We start from the raw sequence: 16,301 nt of genomic DNA, 5'->3' as shown, positions 1-16,301 counted from the left end.
CGCCACCGCCATGCGCCGCCTGCTCCACCTCACCGGCCGGCATCGCACGGCCTCGGTCGACCGGCTGTTCGGTCTGCTGCTGGCCTTCAATGCGGGCGCGGTGAATGCGGGCGGGCTGCTGGTGGTGCACATGTACACCTCGCACATGTCGGGCTTCGCTTCGCAGCTGGCCGACGGGCTGGTGCTGGGCAGCGTGTCGCTGCTGCTGGGGGCGCTGGGCGCGCTGCTGGCCTTCGTCGTGGGCGCCGCGTCCACCGCGGTGATCGTGCACTGGGCTCGCCAGCACCACCTGCGCAGCGCCTTCGCCATGCCGCTCATGCTGGAGGCCGCGCTGCTGCTGGTCTTCGGTTTGCTGGGGGCGGTCACGCTGACCTGGCCGACGCTGTTCGCGGTGCCGCTGACCGTGCTGCTGCTGGCCTACATCATGGGCCTGCAGAACGGCCTGAGCTCGAGCATGTCGCACGGCAGGATGCGCACCACGCACATGACCGGCCACATCACCGACCTGGGCCTCGAGCTCGGCCGGCTGGTCTACCGCAACGCACCCGGCACGCCGCCGGCGCAGTGCGTGCGGGCCAATCGCGCGGCGCTGCGCTTCTATGGGGGCCTGCTGGCCATGTTCATCGCGGGCGGCGTGGTCGGCGCGGCAGGTTTCAAGTATGTGGGCTTCGTCTGGGTCGTGCCGCTGGCCTCGCTGCTGCTCGCGTTGTCGCTGCCACCGTTCCGGCGCGACCTGCGGCGCTCGGCCTACCTGCAGCTGCTGCTGGCCTCGCTCACGCGCCGCTTCCGCCCCCGTGCGACGCCGCCACCGCCCTAGCCGTCCGCCCGACAATCCGCAGCAGAAGAACAAGACAAGCCTCCCACATGCAAACAGAACTCGCCCCCGAATTCAAGGACCGCGCCGATGGCCGCGAGGCCGAAGCCATCCTGCGCAAGTGCGTGCACTGCGGCTTCTGCACCGCGACCTGCCCGACCTACCAGCTGCTCGGCGACGAGCTCGACGGGCCGCGCGGGCGCATCTACCTGATCAAGCAGGTGCTCGAGGGCAAGGAACCCACGCGCAGCACCCAGCTGCACCTCGACCGCTGCCTGACCTGCCGCAACTGCGAGACCACCTGCCCGAGCGGCGTGCAGTACGGCCACCTGGTCGACATCGGCCGCAAGATCGTCGACGAGAAGGTGCCGCGCCCGGCACTGGAGTCGGCCACGCGCTGGCTGCTCAAGGAGGCGCTGCCCTCGCCGCTGTTCGGGCCGGCGATGAAGCTGGGCCAGTCGGTGTGCGGCCTGCTGCCGGCGGCGTTGAAGGCCAAGGTGCCCGCCAGGCAGGACGCCGGCGCCTGGCCGACGCGTACGCATGCGCGCAAGGTGCTGATGCTCGCGGGCTGCGTGCAGCCGTCGATGATGCCCAACATCAACAGCGCGACCGCGCGCGTGCTCGACGCCGCCGGCATCCAGGCGCTGGTCGCGCCCGAGGCGGGCTGTTGCGGCGCGGTGAAGTTCCATCTCAACGACCAGGACGGCGGCAAGGCGCAGATGCGTGCCAACATCGACGCCTGGTGGCCGCAGGTCGACAGCGGCGCGGTCGAGGCGATCGTGATGAACGCCTCGGGCTGCGGGGTCACGGTGCGCGAGTACGGCCACCTGCTGCGCGACGACCCGGCGTATGCGGACAAGGCCGCGCGCATCAGCGCGCTCACGCGCGATCTCAGCGAGCTGCTGCCCGAACTCGTCCCGGTGCTCGTGTCCCGCGTGAAGGCGCCGCAGGGTGTGGTCGCCTACCACCCGCCCTGCACGCTGCAGCACGGCCAGAAACTGCGCGGCGGCGTCGAGGTTTCTCTGCGCGCGCTGGGCTTCGATGTGCAGGTCGCCAAGGTCGAATCGAACCTGTGCTGCGGGTCGGCCGGAACCTATTCGGTGCTGCAGCCCGAACTGGCCTACCCATTGCGCGACCGAAAACTCGGGCATTTGCAGCAATTGCAGCCCACGGTCATTGCGTCGGCCAACATCGGCTGCATCACGCATTTGCAAAGCGGGAGCGCGGCGCCGGTGCGACATTGGGTCGAATTGCTGGACAGCGCTTTGTCCAATTGAAAACGAAAACGCTCGTTCCATTGAATGGAAAGCGGTAATTGACAATTCATTAAGGCTCGCCAGAAAATGGATCAATGTCCCTGGCGGCGCCGCGAATTGAATACCACAGCACCGACGATCTGGCGCCCGGCGACCGCTTCGGCTTCTGGGCCGACGAACTCGGCCGAAAGATCGGCCTGGCCCGCTACGACAGCCCGCAGCGCACGGCGTTCAGGCAGAGCCTGAACATCCTGGATGCCGGCCCGATCTGCGTCATGCGCGCGCAGGGCAGCGGCGTTGACCTCTACCGCTCGCAGCACAGCCTGTTCAAGGACGCGGCCGAGTACTCGCTGCAGCTGGTGCTCAAGCTGGGCGGCGAAGGCGGTTCGCTGATCGAACAGGGCCACCGGAAGACCGCGTTCCAGACCGGCGACCTGGTGGTGAACGATTCGCGCCAGGCGCTGCGCCTGTGTTCGGGGCAGGCCACCGACGCGCTGCTGATCGGACTGTCGGCACCGCTGGTGACGCGCTGGCTGGGCCCGGCCGAGCAGATCGCCGGCCACCGCTTCGACACCCAGCGGGGCTGGGCCGCGATGCTGGCGGGCTACCTGCGCGCGCTGCAGATCGACCACCTGGCCACCGTGGCCGATCCTCGGCAGCAGACCCTGGTGGCGGACCATGTGCTCTCGCTGCTGTCCTTCGCGATGGCGCAGGAGGGGCTGCTGAAGGACGGCCGCGAGCCCGTCTCGCCGCGCGACCAGGTGCTCCACCGCCGGATGCTCGCGTGCATCGGCGAGCGCTACACCGACACTGCGTTCGACGCCTCGGCCTTGGCCGCGCAATTCAACGTGTCGGTGCGCTACGTGCACAAGGTGTTCGCCTCGGCCGGGCGCGGCAGCACCTTTCTCGGCACCTTGCGGCAGGAGCGGCTGGCGGCGGCCGACCGCCTGCTGCGCACGCGCGCGCCCTCGACGACGGTGGCCGATATCGCCTGGCAATGCGGCTTTGCCGACCCGGTGAATTTCGGCCGTGTGTTCCGTCAGCAGAAGGGCATCACGCCCGGCGCGCTGGCACGGAAATCCGACGTAATTCACGAAGCCTCGCCGTCGAATTGAATCGCCTCGTCTTTGCGGCATCGCGCGGCGAAAGGTCCATGAGAATGCGCGGATGGACCAACTCGCCGCCATGAAATCCTTTCGCGCCGTGGTGGAGACCCAGGGTTTCTCCGCCGCGGCGGCGCAGCTGCAGGTTTCCCACACCGCCGTCTCGCGCCAGGTGCAGCAGCTCGAGGCCCTGCTGGGCGTCCAGTTGCTCAACCGCACGACACGGCGCTTCGCGCTCACCGAGGCGGGCCAGACCTACTACGCGCACAGCCAGCAGATCCTCGACCAGCTCGAGCAGGCCGCCTTCGCGGTCACGCAGCACCAGGGCAAGCCCTCCGGGGTGCTGCGCATCAATGCGCCGATGTCCTTCGGGCTCGAGGAGCTCTCGCTCTGGCTGCCCGCGTTCCTGGCGGCTCATCCCGGCGTGTCGGTGGACCTGGTCTGCAACGACCGCTTCGTGGACCTGATCGAGGAAGGCTTCGACGTCGCGTTGCGCCTCGCCTACCAACTGTCCGACTCGACGCTGGTGGTCAAGCGCCTCGCGGTCTGCGACGAGTGGTGGGTGGCCACGCCCGGCTATCTGCAGCAGCATGGGGTGCCGCAGCGGCCGGCCGACCTTGCCGCGCACAACTGCCTGGTCTATTCGCTGATGCAGAAGGCGACCCAGCCCCATTTCACCGGGCCCGACGGCAGCGGGCACAGCGTGACCGTCCGCGGCAGCCTGCAGGCCAACAGCGGCATCGCCCTGCGCGCCGCGGCCCTGGCGGGTCTGGGACTGGCCCTGTCGCCGGCCTTCCTGGTGCACCGCGAGGTCGCGCGTGGCGAACTTGTGCGGGTGCTCGCCGACTACCGTCAACCGCCCCTGACGCTGAGCGCGCTCTATCCGCAAAGCCGCCATCTGTCGCCCAAGGTGCGGGCGCTGGTCGACTACGCCGCCGAACACTACCGCACGCCGCGCTGGTGAAGAGACCGGCCCTTGACGCAGCGATTCGGGCACACTGCGCGAGGACTTGATAGTTTTTGTATCTTTGCGCAAATTGCATATCGGCGGTTCCCGATTCGACTAACGCTGTGCGGAGCCTAAAACTAAAGTCTGAGCATGCCGCGCCATCTGTCATGCAGCCTCGCGGCGGCGGGTCCTGGAGGGGCCCGGGCTGCGCAGGAGACACTTATGCAATCCAAGCTCTTCAGGCGACAGCGCGTGGCGATCCTCGATCCGGATCTGCGTGGCCGCGAGCACGCGCGCCGAGTGATCCGCGCCACGGGTCACGCGCCCTACGTCTTTGCCAGCATCGAGGAAATGCAGGAGGTCGAGGCGGCCGAGCGGCCCTTCGCGATGGCCTATCTGGGATGCGCGGACGGCGACGAGGTGATCGAGCAGACGGTGCGCGAGGTGCGTGCCTGCCTGGGTGACACCCTGCCATTGCTGCTGGCCGTCAGGCCCATCGCCGTCCGGCGCGTGGCGCAGGCATCGACGATCGCCGCCGATCAGGTGATCCCGCTGCAGCCGCGTTTCAGCGAGCTCTACCTCGAAATCTCGGAGTTCATGTGGACGCATGCACCCCATCCGCAGCAGACGCTGCTGAGCTGGGGCGATTTCCGTTTTCGACCCGCAGCCAAGACCGTCCAGATCGGCGAGGCCGCGCCGATGTCGCTCTCGATCTTCCATTTCGAACTGGCGCTCGAACTGTTCCACAACGTGGGGCGGAATCTGTCGCGGCGCTGGCTCAACACGATGCTCGCACCACCATCCCGCGCGATCTCCGCGGCATCGCTGCAGGAGGGCGTGAGCCGGCTGCGTCAGTTGCTGAACCTGCAGACGCCCGCGGCGTGGCAGATCAAGTCGCTCGAAGACGGCGCGGTCCGGCTCGACGCGGTCACACCGGCGCTCGACCTGCCCGCGCCGAGCATGCCGGCCTTTCGCGCCGCGAACCGGGTGCGCACCGGCCGCGATCTGCAGAGCCTGATGACGCTTTCCTGAGCCGGCGCCGACCGGACCTGCCCGGCTGCCACGACGGATGGGCGCACGGCCGAATGCGGCGTGCGCCGACTTGCCAGGCAGCGGCCAAGGGTGAACATGCGATGCGTTCACCCTGCTGATGGAGTTCCGCCATGATTTCTCTCGCTTTGCACTTGCGCCGTGGGCTGATGGCCTGCGCCGTCCTGTCCCTTTCGACCGTTGCCCTGGCCCAGCCGGCGGGGGCCCTGCCGCCGATGCGCGGGGAGGGCGCCGCGCGCTACGTCTGCGGCGGCATCGGACTGGACGAGTCGACCGCCTTCCGCTCTGCGATGAAGGACCATCCGCTGTCCTTGCTGTTCGCGCGCGCCGACGGCGCCTATCTGGCCGAGGTGCGGGTGCGCATCGAGGGCGCCGACGGGCGGCCGGTGCTGGCCCTGCGCGCCGGCGGCCCGGTCTGCCTGATCGACCTGCCGGCCGGCCGCTACGTGGTCCACGCGGAGGCGGAGGGCGAAGTGAAGCAGCAGTCCGTCACGGTCGGCACCGGCAACAAGACCGCGGATTTCCGCTTCGGCGGCAAGGGCTGAGGGCGGCGCCGGGCCTCAGCCCGCGAGCGCCTTCTCGATGTCCTGGGCCAGCGAGGCCGGCTTGTCGAGCGGCGCATAGCGCTTGAGCACCTGGCCGTCGCGGCCCACCAGGAACTTGGTGAAGTTCCACTTGATGGCGGTGCTGCCCAGCAGCCCCGGCTTTTCCTGCGTGAGCCAGCGGTACAGCGGCGCCGCGTGGGCGCCGTTGACGTCGATCTTCTCCATCATCGGGAAGCTCACGCCGTAGTTCTTCGTGCAGAAGGCGCCGATCTCCTCGTTGCTGCCCGGGTCCTGCGAGCCGAACTGGTTCGACGGGAAGCCCAGCACGATCAGGCCCTGCTTTGCGTACTGCTGGTGCAGCGCCTCGAGGCCGGCGAACTGCGGCGTGAAGCCGCATTGGCTCGCAGTGTTCACGATCAGCAGCACCTGACCGCGGTAGGCGCCGAGCGCCACGGGCTGGCCGTCAATGCGTTGGGCGTCGAAGTCGTAGACGGTGGTCATGGCGGCGTTCAGGAGTGGCGAGGCCTCGAATCTACGCCTAGTGGTGCTTGTCGCTGCGCGCGATGTTCAGCAGATGCTCGACTTCGTCGGGGTACTTGCGCAGGTTGTTCTCGTGCCAGCGCTTGATGAGCCACATGAAGCCCGCCACCACCACGCCGAAAGCCGTGATCGCCGAATAGGCCGACAGGCCCAGCCCGGTGCAGGCGCTGTAGAAGGCACCGAGCACCAGGATGCAGGCCTGCTCGTTGAAGTTCTGCACCGCGATCGAACGGCCGGCGCCCATCAGGTTGTGGCCGCGATGCTGCAGCAGGGCGTTCATCGGCACCACCAGGAAGCCGCCCAGCCCGCCCAGCAGGATCAGGAAGGGCACCGCGACCCAGATGTTGTCGATGAAGTTCATGCCGATCACCAGCAGCCCCATGCCGATGCCCATCGGGATCACGCGCGTCGCCATGTCCAGCCGCATCTTGACCGAGGCCACCACCGCGCCCACCGCGGTCCCGATGGCCACCACGCCGGTCAGCGAGGAAGCCTGGGCGGTGCTGTAGTTCAGTGCCAGCGAGGCCCACGCCAGCACGATGTACTTGAGGTTGCCGCCCGCGCCCCAGAAGAGCGTGGTGGTGGCCAGCGAGATCTGGCCCAGCTTGTCGCGCCACAGGCGTGCGTTGCAATGCCAGAAGTCGGGCAGCAGCGCGACCATGTTGCGCGCGAAGCTGTGCTGCGCATTGGCGCGCAGCGGCCGCATCTCGACGCCGGTGTGCGGGATGCGGGTGTTGAACCAGGCGGCCAGCATGTAGACGAAGATCAGCGCGGCGATCGCCGCTTCGGGCGCGGTCTCGATGCCGGTGTCGATGAAGGGCAGGTCGATCGCCAGCAGGTGGCTCGAGACCGCGTGGCCGACCAGCAGGCCGCCCAGCACGATGCCCAGAATGATCGAGGCGATCGTCAGCCCCTCGATCCAGCCGTTGGCCTTGACCAGCTGCGAGGCCGGCAGCAGTTCGGTGAGGATGCCGTACTTGGCGGGCGAGTAGGCCGCGGCGCCCAGGCCCACGATGGCGTAGGCCAGCAAGGGATGCGAGCCGAACAGCATCATCAGACAGCCGACCACCTTGATCGCATTGCTGATGAACATCACCCGCCCCTTGGGGAAGGCATCGGCGAAGGCGCCCACCAGCGGCGCGAGCGCCACGTAGAACAGCGTGAAGATGGGGACCAGGGCTGCGCGCTGCCACTCGGGTGCGCCAGAGGTTCGCATCAGTTCGACGGCCGTCACGAAAAGCGCGTTGTCGGCCAGTGACGAAAAGAACTGCGCCGACATGATGGTGTAGAAACCGCGCTTCATCGATGGGCTGGCTGGCCAGGGGGCTGGCGACTTGGTTAGGGCGGTAGAAGAAAGGCTTCGCTCACAGGCGAATGCGCGGTTATAGCATGGGGGTGCGATGCCAAAATGGTGCGCCAAGGCCGTTGTCCCTCGGTGTTTCCATGGGTTTCCTCCCGGTCAGAAAGGTTCAGTTTTCCGTGCCCCGCCCGATCCTCGCCACCATCCACACCGACGCCCTGCGCCACAACCTGGCGCGGGTGCGCCGCAATGCACTCGATGCGCGGGTCTGGGCCGTCGTCAAGGCCGATGCCTATGGCCACGGAATCGAGCGGGTCTTCGATGCCTTTCGCGCCGCCGACGGCTTCGCGCTGCTCGACCTGGCCGAGGCCGCGCGCGTGCGCGCGCTCGGCTGGCGCGGGCCGGTGCTGCTGCTCGAAGGCGTGTTCGAGGCGCGCGACCTCGAACTGTGCTCGCGCCTCGATCTCTGGCATGCGGTGCATTGCGATGCGCAGATCGACATGCTCGCGGCCCACAAGACGCAGGTGCCGCAGCGGGTGTTCCTCAAGATGAACTCCGGCATGAACCGGCTGGGCTTCACGCCCGAACGCTTCCGTTCGGCCTGGACCCGGCTCAACGCGCTGCCGCAGGTCGACGAGATCTCGCTGATGACCCACTTCAGCGATGCCGACGGGCCGCGCGGCGTGGCCGATGCGATGGCGGCCTTCGCGCATGCCACGCAGGACCTGCCCGGCGAACGCTCGGTCGCCAACAGCGCCGCTGTGCTGCGCCATGCGCCGCAGACCCGCGCCGACTGGGTGCGCCCGGGCATCGTGCTGTATGGCAGCGCGCCCGACTTCCCCGAACACGACGCGCAGCATTGGCAGCTGCAGCCGGGCATGACCCTGTCGACCCGGCTGATCGGCGTGCAGACGCTGCCGGCCGGTGCCAGCGTGGGCTACGGCTCGACCTTCGTGGCCGACGCGCCGATGACCATCGGCATCGCGGCCGTCGGTTATGCCGACGGCTACCCGCGCCATGCGCCGACCGGCACGCCGGTGCTGGTGAACGGCGTGCGCACGCGGCTGGTGGGCCGCGTGAGCATGGACATGGTGATGGTCGACCTCGACCCGCTGCTGCAGGCCGGCCAGCCCGCGGGCTTCGGCAGCGAGGTCACGCTGTGGGGCCGCGCGAGCGGCGGCGCGCTGCTGTCGATCGACGAGGTGGCGCGTGCCGCGGGCACCGTGGGCTACGAACTGATGTGCGCCGTGGCGCCGCGCGTGCCGGTGGCGGTGGACGAAGGCTGAGGCGCGTCAGGCGGCCGCGGCCGGGTAAAGCCCCAGCCCGCGCGCCTGCAGCCGCGCCAGCCCCAGCAACGCATCGGTGAAGGGGGTGGGCACGCCGCTCAGCTGACCGAGCTCGCGCACCGCGCCGACCAGCGCGTCGAGTTCTACCGCGCGGCCGGCTTCCACGTCCTGCAGCATCGAGGTCTTGAAGGCGCCGAGCTTGCGCGTCACCGCATGGCGGTCCTCGGGCGTCTCGGCGATCGGCAGGCCGATGCGCGCGCCGATGGCCTGGGCTTCGCGCATCACGGTCGAGACGAAGTCGCGCACCAGCTCGTCGGCCAGCACCAAGTCGGTGGTGGCGCCGGTCAGCGCGCTGATCGGGTTGACCGTCATGTTGCCCCAGAGCTTGTACCAGACGTCCTTCTGGATCTGCGGCGACACGCGCGCCTCGATGCCGCCACGCACCAGCAGCGCGACCAGCGCGCGCACGCGCTCGGTGGCTTCGCCCGAGGGCTCGCCCACGATCAGCCCGTTGCCGAAGTGGTGACGCACCACGCCCGGCGCATCGAGCGAGCAACTCGCATGCACGACCGCGCCGACCACGTGGCGCGCGGGGATCGCGGCGGCGATGGCGCCGTCCGGGTCCACGGCAGCCAGCCGGCGGCCCGCGAGTTCGCCACCGAAGCCGCCGTCGAGGAACCACCAGGGCACGCCGTTCATGGCGGTGAGCACGATGGTGTCGGGGCCCAGCAGCGGCGCGATGCGCTGCGCGACGCCGGCCAGCGCCGGTGCCTTGACGGCGATCACCACCACGTCCTGCACGCCGAGCGCGGCCGGGTCGGCCACCGCGTGCACGGGAATCCGCGTGCGCTGATCGCCGCGCACCAGCACCAGGCCGTCGCGCTGCAGTGCGTCGAGCGTGGCGCCGCGCGCCACCACATTCGGACGCTCGCCCGCTTGCGCGAAGGCGGCGCCGATCCATCCGCCGATCGAGCCGGCACCGTAGATACAGATTTTCATGGGTGCGATGGTGCCAGAGCTTCAGTCGCGGTAGCCGGGATCGATGCGGTCGACCTGGCGCACCAGCGCATCGAACATGTCCTGTCCGCCGGTCTCGAGCGAGTGGAACTGCAGCGCATCGCGCGCGCAGCCGCGCGCCACCGCGTCGCTGATCGCGAGGCCCGCGCCCATCGACAGCGTCGCGCGCTGGATGTCGCAGGCGCGCTGCAGCGTCCAGAGCACGGCGAAGGTCTGCGGCAGCGTGCGGCCCCAGGCCAGCAGGCCGTGGTTGCGCAGGATCACGGCCGGCTTGTCGCCGATGCTGCGCAGCAGCCGCGGGCCCTCGTCGGCATGCACCGTGATGCCCTCGAAGTCGTGGTACGCCACGCGGCCGTGCAGCTGCGCGCTGTAGAAGTTGCTCTGCTGCAGCCCGCCCTCGACGCAGGCCACGGCCATGCCCGAGTCGGTGTGGGTGTGCATCACGCAGTGCGCGTCCGGCAGGCCGTCGTGGATCGCCGCATGCACGGTGAAGCCCGCGGGGTTCACCGGATGCGTCGAGCCGTCGAGCACCCGGCCCTGCAGGTCGATCTTGACCAGGTTGCTGGCCGTGACCTCGCTGTAGTGCAGGCCGAAGGGGTTGATCAGGAACTGCTTGCTCCCGTCCGCGCCGTCGGCCAGCCGCACCGTGATGTGGTTGTAGATCAGCTCGGTCCAGCCCAGCATCGCGAAGATGCGGTAGCACGCGGCGAGCTGGAGGCGCGCCGCGCGTTCGTCCAGATGGTTCATCGGCACCCCTCAGGGATCATGTGCGTCCACCCGTGTCGGGTGACGTTGTTCGTGGAACACCGCGGAACCGGCTTTGCCGGGCCGCTGGTGTTGCCCCCGGAGGGGGAAGGCGAAGCGACACGCAGTGCGCGAGCCCTCGGGGGAGAGCCAGTGACACCGCGGAACCGGCTTTGCCGGGCCGCTGGTGTTGCCCCCCTGAGGGGGCGTCGGCTACACGAAGTGAGCCAGCTCGGGGGTGGGTCAACCTTCTGCCGTGAAGCCGACTTGTTTCACGATCGGGCCCCACTTGGCCGTGTCCTTCCTGATCAGCTCGGCCAGCTCGGCCGGCGTCGAGGACATGGCTTCGAGGCCGAAGGTGCCCAGGCCGTCGACCACGTCCTTGGAGGCCAGCGCGGTCTTCATCGCGGCGTTGAGTCGCGCCACGACTTCGGGCGTGGCCTTGGCCGGCAGGAAGAAGGCGAACCACTCGCTGTGGGCCATGTCCTTGATGCCCTGCTCGCCGAAGGTCGGCACGTCGGGCGCGAAGCGGCTGCGCTTGGCACCCGAGACGCCCAGGATGCGCACCTTGCCGCTGGGCAGGTGCTGCGTGATGTCGCCGATCGGGCCCGACACGGCCGAGATGTTGCCGCCCAGCAGGTCGAGCATCGCGGGCTGCGTGCCGCGGTAGGCCGCGTGCTTGAGCTCCACGTCGCCGCTCTTGCCCAGCAGCGCGCCGATGAAGTGCGGCGTCGAGCCGGCAGCGGGTGAGCCGAAGTTGGCGCCGGCCGGGTTGGCCTTGGCCCAGTCCAGGAACTCGGGCACGGTCTTCACGCTGGCCGGCACCGAGGGGCCGACCGCGAAGCCGAAGTCGAACACGCAGCCCAGCGACACCGGCGCCAGGTCGGCCTGCGGGTCGTAGGGCAGCTTCTTGTAGATGTGGGGGTAGATCGTCAGCATCGACGTCGGCGTCTGCAGGATGGTGCCGCCGTCGGCCGGGCGGCCCTTGACGTAGGTGATGGCGATCTGGCCGCCGGCGCCGGTGCGGTTCTCCACCACGGCGACCTTCGCGAACTCGGGGCTGATCTTCAGCGCCATGCGACGGCAGATGGTGTCGGAGGTGCCGCCGGCCGCGAAGCCGGTGACGAAGGTCGTGGTTTCGAGCCCGGCCTGGGCGAAGGCCTGTTGGCCGATGCTGGCCAGCAGCGCCGACGCGCCCGTGGTCTGCAGCAGATGGCGGCGGGTGAAGTTCATGCGGGTTGTCTCCGAAGGTTGAAGCCGGGCCGCGTCACGCCGGGAAGAAGCGGGCGCGTCCGATGGGGTCGCGGCGCAGGGAAGGCCCCGTGCGCGCGCAGGACACACATTTTTCCAGTTGTGAACCCTTCGGTACCCCCGCGTTTACGCCACGTTGGCGCGCTATTTTTCAGTAGCTGCCCGCGCTCGGCGGCGGCGCATCCTGCTTGTAGAGCGCGAGCAGTTGCTTCGCCGCGGCCGTCAGCACCATGGTGTCGATGCCGACCGCCACGAACAGCGCGCCGGCCGCCAGCCACTTGCGCGCCTGCGCCTCGGTGGTCGAGAGGATGCCCGGCGCCTTGCCGGCCTTCAGGATGCGCGCAATGCCGTCGGCGATCGCGGCCTGCACCTCGGGATGGTCGGGCCGGCCGGGAAAGCCCATCGAGGCCGACAGGTCGGCCGGGCCGATGAAGATGCCGTCGACGCCGGGCGTGGCCGCGATCGCGTCGAGGTTGTGCATGGCTTCGGCCGTTTCGGCCTGCACCAGCAGGCAGGCCTGCGCGTTGGCCTCGTGGATGTAGTTCGGATGTTCCTGCCAGCGCGAGGCCCGGGCCAGCCCGGCCCCCATGCCGCGGATGCCCTCGGGCGGGTAGCGCAGCGCCTGCGCCAGCTGCGCGGCCTGTTCGGCGGTGTCGACCATCGGGATCAGCAGCGTCTGCGCGCCGATGTCCAGGTATTGCTTGATCAGCGCCGTCTGGCCCACGGGCAGCCGCACCACGGGTTGCGAGCGGTGCGGCAGCGCGGCCCAGGCGCTGGACACGGCCTGCAGCTGCGCCAGCACCGAGCGCACGTCGTTGGGCGCATGCTCGCCGTCGAGCAGCAGCCAGTCGTAGCCGACGCCGGCCAGGATCTCGGCCGCATAGCCGTCGGCCAGGCCGACCCACAGGCCGATCTGCGGGCGGCCCTCCTGCATGGCTTTCTTGAAGGCATTGATCGGTGTCTGCATGGCGTGTCTTTTCTGGATCGGAAGTCCGGGGAAGGCGATTATTGAATGCGCCCGCGGATCGCGCCGCGCGTGCTGCCTACACTCTGCCGATGGCCAAGGAAAAAACCAACTACGTCTGCACCGAGTGCGGCGGCGCCAGCGCCAAGTGGCTGGGCAAGTGCCCGAGCTGCGGTGCCTGGAACACGCTCGTCGAACAGGTCGCGCAACCCGCCGCCACGAGCGCCAACAACCGCTTCAACACACCCTTCGCCGCGCTGGGCGGCACGGCCGCCCTGGCGGTGCTGTCGGAGATCGAGGCCAGCGACATCGATCGCACGCCCACCGGCATCGACGAGCTCGACCGCGTGCTGGGCGGCGGCATCGTGCCCGGCGGCGTGACGCTGATCGGTGGCGACCCGGGCATCGGCAAGTCGACCTTGCTGCTGCAGGCGGTCGATGCGCTGCAGCGCGCCGGGCAGAACGCGCTCTACGTCTCGGGCGAGGAGAGCGGCGCGCAGGTCGCGCTGCGCTCGCGCCGGCTCGGCCTGGACCATTCGCAGGTGCAGGTGCTGCCCGAGATCCAGCTGGAGAAGATCATCGCCACGCTCGACGCGCACCGCCCGGCGATCGCGGTGATCGACTCGATCCAGACCGTGTATTCCGACCAGCTCACCTCGGCGCCCGGCTCGGTGGCGCAGGTGCGCGAGTGCGCGGCGCACCTCACGCGCTTCGCCAAGGCCAGCGGCACCGCCATCGTGCTGGTCGGCCACGTCACCAAGGAGGGCGCGCTGGCCGGCCCGCGCGTGCTCGAGCACATGGTCGACACGGTGCTGTACTTCGAGGGCGACACGCACTCCAGCTTCCGGCTGGTGCGCGCGATCAAGAACCGCTTCGGCGCAGTCAACGAGATCGGCGTGTTCGCCATGACCGAGCGTGGCCTCAAGGGCGTGAGCAACCCCAGCGCGATCTTCCTGAGCCAGCATCCCGAGCCGGTGCCGGGCAGCGTGGTGATGGTCACGCTCGAGGGCACGCGGCCGATGCTGGTCGAGATCCAGGCGCTGGTCGACAACGGCGGGCCGAGCCCGCGGCGGCTGTCGGTGGGCCTGGACCGCGACCGCCTGGCGATGCTGCTGGCGGTGCTGCACCGCCATGCGGGCGTGGCCTGCATGGACCAGGACGTGTTCGTCAACGCGGTCGGCGGCGTGCGCATCAGCGAGCCCGCGGCCGACCTGGCCGTGATGCTGGCCATCACCTCCAGCCTGCGCGGCAAGCCCATGCCCAAGGGCTTCATCGCCTTCGGCGAAGTCGGCCTGGCCGGCGAGGTGCGGCCGGCGCCGCGTGGGCAGGAGCGCCTGAAGGAAGCCGCCAAGCTGGGCTTCAGCGTGGCGGTGGTGCCCAAGGCCAACGCGCCCAAGAAGGGCTCGAAGGAGATCGAGGGCCTGACCATCCATGCGGTCGAGCGCATCGAAGAGGCGATGGACGTGGTGCGCCGCCTCGACTGACCCCTGCATTCAACAAGGAACGACCATGCAACTCATCGTCTCCGCCGGCCTCATCGCCGCTGTCGTGCTCTGGGGGCTGGTGTCGCCCGCCACGCTCGACAGCGTCTTCAGCTCGCTGCTGGCCGACATCACGCGCAGCTTCGGCTGGTTCTATCTCTGGGTCGTGCTCGGGCTGGTGGTGCTGGCCTTCTTCCTGGCCGTGAGCCGCTACGGCGACCTCAAGCTGGGCGACGAGGACGAGGAGCCCGAGTTCTCGGTCGGCGCCTGGTTCGCGATGCTGTTCGCCGCGGGCATGGGCATCGGCCTGGTGTTCTGGGGCGTGGCCGAGCCGGTGTCGCACTACGTGAAGCCGCCGCCGGGCATCGCACCCGGCACGCCCGAGGCTGCCGGCGTGGCCATGCGCTATGCCTTCTTCCACTGGGGTTTCCATCCCTGGGCGATCTACGGCATCGTCGGCCTCGCGATCAGCTTCTTCACCTTCCGCCGCAAGGCGCTGCCGCTGGTGAGCTCGGCCACCGAGGCCTTGCCCTGGCCCTTCGTGCGCCGGCTGTCGCCGGCCTTCAACGTGCTCGCGGTGGTGGCCACGGCCTTTGGCGTCGCGGCCTCGCTGGGCATGGGCGCGACGCAGATCAACAGCGGGCTGCACACCGCCTTCGGCCTGCCCATCGGCCCGCTCGTGCAGTCGCTGGTGATCGTGGTCACGACCGCGGTGTTCATCACCTCGGCCGTGAGCGGCGTGGACCGTGGCGTCAAGTGGCTGTCGATCGGCAACCTGGTGCTGGCCGGGTTGCTGGCGCTGGTGGTGCTGTGCCTCGGGCCCACGGTGGCCATCATCGACACCTTGACCAACACGCTGGGCGCCTACATCAGCGAGTTCGTGCGCATGAGCCTGCGCATGTCGCCCTTCCGCGAGAACTCCTGGGTCGGCGACTGGACCATCTTCTACTGGGCCTGGTGGCTGGCCTGGTCGCCCTTCGTGGGCCTGTTCATCGCGCGCGTCTCGCGCGGCCGCACGGTGCGCCAGTTCCTGGTGGGTACGGTGCTGGCGCCCAGCCTGGTGGGCTTCGTCTGGTTCGCGATCTTCGGCGGCACCGCGCTGAACCTGGAGATCTTCCACGGCGTGCCGCTGGCCGAGGCGGTCACGGCCAATGTGTCGACCACCATGTTCGTGATGTTCCAGGCCATGCCCATGGGCATGGTGCTGTCGGGCGTGGCGACGGTGCTGGTCTTCGTGTTCTTCGTCACCTCGGGCGATTCCGCGACGCTGGTGCTGGGCACCATGAGCACCGGTGGCAATCCCAACCCGCCGAACCGGGTCAAGGTGGTCTGGGGCGTGCTGGTGGCGGCCATCGCGCTGAGCCTGCTGCTGGCCGGCGGCCTCAAGGCGATCCAGACCGCGACCATCGTGTTCGCGCTGCCGTTCTCGGTGGTGCTGGTGCTGATGGCGATCTCGGTCACGCTGGCCATCCGCGAGGACTGGGAGGCCGAGCAGAAGCGCGACCGTGCACTGCGCCGCAAGATGCGCGAATTCGTGCGGGATTGAAAACCCGCTTCGGGCGGGCGGTGACAATGCGGGCCATGAATTTTCAGAAACTCTTTGTTCCGCTGACCGGCCTGCTGCTGCTCGGCCTGGCCTTCTACCGCTACGGATGGGGCGGTGTGGCGGTGGTGACCGGTGGCATCGTGATGTTCCTGCTGCTGCACTTCACGCGCACGATGACGGTGCTCAAGCGTGCCTCCGACCGGCCGATCGGCTATGTCGCGAGCGCCGTGATGCTCAACGCCAAGCTCAAGCCGGGCGCGACGCTGCTGCACGTGGTGGCCATGACGCGCTCGCTGGGCGAGCTCAAGACGCCCAAGGAGCAGCAGCCCGAGACCTACCGCTGGACCGACGGCGGCCTGTCGTACGTGGAAGGCATCTTCCAGAACGGCAAGCTGCAGAGCTGGGTGCTGACCCGTCCGCCGGCCGAGGACGACGCCGCGGCCGGCGGGCACTGA

At 69.2% G+C, this 16,301-nt stretch carries 16 protein-coding genes; 10 read left to right on the top strand and 6 right to left on the bottom strand.

Annotation, left to right across the window (positions count from 1 at the left end):
* The first annotated feature begins 10 nt into the window (after nucleotides 1-10).
* The 6 genes from K0H49_RS18640 to K0H49_RS18615 all read left to right on the top strand — a co-directional run bounded on the left by K0H49_RS18640 (nucleotide 11) and on the right by K0H49_RS18615 (nucleotide 5,717).
* A complete protein-coding gene (locus tag K0H49_RS18640) occupies nucleotides 11-817 on the top strand; it encodes a YoaK family protein (RefSeq protein ID WP_219215671.1) in 807 nt (268 codons plus the stop codon).
* Nucleotides 818-864: 47 nt separating this feature from the next.
* On the top strand, nucleotides 865-2,091 hold the full coding sequence (gene glcF / locus K0H49_RS18635) for a glycolate oxidase subunit GlcF (RefSeq protein ID WP_219215669.1): 1,227 nt from the start codon (nucleotides 865-867) through the stop codon (nucleotides 2,089-2,091).
* A gap of 74 nt (nucleotides 2,092-2,165) precedes the next feature.
* The gene (locus K0H49_RS18630) at nucleotides 2,166-3,185 is read left to right on the top strand and encodes an AraC family transcriptional regulator (protein ID WP_219215667.1); all 1,020 of its coding nucleotides are present in this window, start codon (nucleotides 2,166-2,168) and stop codon (nucleotides 3,183-3,185) included.
* A 52-nt stretch (nucleotides 3,186-3,237) separates the two neighbouring features.
* On the top strand, nucleotides 3,238-4,137 hold the full coding sequence (locus tag K0H49_RS18625) for a LysR family transcriptional regulator (RefSeq protein ID WP_219215666.1): 900 nt from the start codon (nucleotides 3,238-3,240) through the stop codon (nucleotides 4,135-4,137).
* Nucleotides 4,138-4,344: 207 nt separating this feature from the next.
* A complete protein-coding gene (locus tag K0H49_RS18620; protein ID WP_219215664.1) occupies nucleotides 4,345-5,154 on the top strand; it encodes a hypothetical protein in 810 nt (269 codons plus the stop codon).
* Nucleotides 5,155-5,285: 131 nt separating this feature from the next.
* Nucleotides 5,286-5,717, top strand: a complete 432-nt coding sequence (locus K0H49_RS18615; protein ID WP_219215662.1) for a carboxypeptidase-like regulatory domain-containing protein — start codon at nucleotides 5,286-5,288, stop codon at nucleotides 5,715-5,717.
* Between the two features lie 15 nt (nucleotides 5,718-5,732).
* Here the strand turns inward: K0H49_RS18615 and K0H49_RS18610 are convergent, their stop codons facing one another.
* Together K0H49_RS18610 and lplT are read right to left on the bottom strand one after the other, a co-directional pair.
* A complete protein-coding gene (locus K0H49_RS18610) occupies nucleotides 5,733-6,218 on the bottom strand; it encodes a glutathione peroxidase (protein ID WP_219215660.1) in 486 nt (161 codons plus the stop codon).
* Nucleotides 6,219-6,255: 37 nt separating this feature from the next.
* Nucleotides 6,256-7,560, bottom strand: a complete 1,305-nt coding sequence (gene lplT, locus K0H49_RS18605) for a lysophospholipid transporter LplT (RefSeq protein WP_219215658.1) — start codon at nucleotides 7,558-7,560, stop codon at nucleotides 6,256-6,258.
* Between the two features lie 176 nt (nucleotides 7,561-7,736).
* Between lplT and alr the strand changes: the two genes are divergently transcribed.
* Entirely contained in the window at nucleotides 7,737-8,843 is a 1,107-nt protein-coding gene (gene alr / locus K0H49_RS18600) for an alanine racemase (protein ID WP_219215656.1), read from the top strand.
* A gap of 6 nt (nucleotides 8,844-8,849) precedes the next feature.
* On the opposite strand, the gene K0H49_RS18595 is transcribed toward alr, so the two are convergent.
* From K0H49_RS18595 to K0H49_RS18580, 4 genes are all read right to left on the bottom strand, one after another.
* A complete protein-coding gene (locus tag K0H49_RS18595; RefSeq protein WP_219215654.1) occupies nucleotides 8,850-9,842 on the bottom strand; it encodes a 2-dehydropantoate 2-reductase in 993 nt (330 codons plus the stop codon).
* A gap of 21 nt (nucleotides 9,843-9,863) precedes the next feature.
* On the bottom strand, nucleotides 9,864-10,607 hold the full coding sequence (locus K0H49_RS18590; RefSeq protein WP_219215652.1) for a class II aldolase/adducin family protein: 744 nt from the start codon (nucleotides 10,605-10,607) through the stop codon (nucleotides 9,864-9,866).
* Between the two features lie 240 nt (nucleotides 10,608-10,847).
* Complete coding sequence (locus tag K0H49_RS18585) at nucleotides 10,848-11,837, bottom strand: Bug family tripartite tricarboxylate transporter substrate binding protein (protein ID WP_219215650.1); 990 nt, start codon at nucleotides 11,835-11,837, stop codon at nucleotides 10,848-10,850.
* A 169-nt stretch (nucleotides 11,838-12,006) separates the two neighbouring features.
* On the bottom strand, nucleotides 12,007-12,822 hold the full coding sequence (locus tag K0H49_RS18580; protein WP_219215649.1) for an aldolase/citrate lyase family protein: 816 nt from the start codon (nucleotides 12,820-12,822) through the stop codon (nucleotides 12,007-12,009).
* 89 nt (nucleotides 12,823-12,911) lie between these two features.
* On the opposite strand from K0H49_RS18580, the gene radA reads away from it, so the two are divergent.
* The 3 genes from radA to K0H49_RS18565 are packed head-to-tail and all read left to right on the top strand — an operon-like array spanning nucleotide 12,912 to nucleotide 16,301.
* Nucleotides 12,912-14,303, top strand: a complete 1,392-nt coding sequence (gene radA / locus K0H49_RS18575; protein ID WP_219215647.1) for a DNA repair protein RadA — start codon at nucleotides 12,912-12,914, stop codon at nucleotides 14,301-14,303.
* Nucleotides 14,304-14,328: 25 nt separating this feature from the next.
* Entirely contained in the window at nucleotides 14,329-15,846 is a 1,518-nt protein-coding gene (locus K0H49_RS18570) for a BCCT family transporter (protein ID WP_219215644.1), read from the top strand.
* Between the two features lie 26 nt (nucleotides 15,847-15,872).
* Nucleotides 15,873-16,301 (top strand): glycerate kinase, encoded by a 429-nt coding sequence (locus K0H49_RS18565; protein WP_219215643.1) that lies wholly within the window; start codon nucleotides 15,873-15,875, stop codon nucleotides 16,299-16,301.

It is taken from the genome of Variovorax boronicumulans (assembly GCF_019352895.1).
In the GTDB taxonomy this organism is placed as follows: domain Bacteria; phylum Pseudomonadota; class Gammaproteobacteria; order Burkholderiales; family Burkholderiaceae_C; genus Variovorax; species Variovorax boronicumulans_A.
Note: the sequence above shows the minus strand (reverse complement) of the source record. Positions and strands in the feature narration are given on the sequence as shown.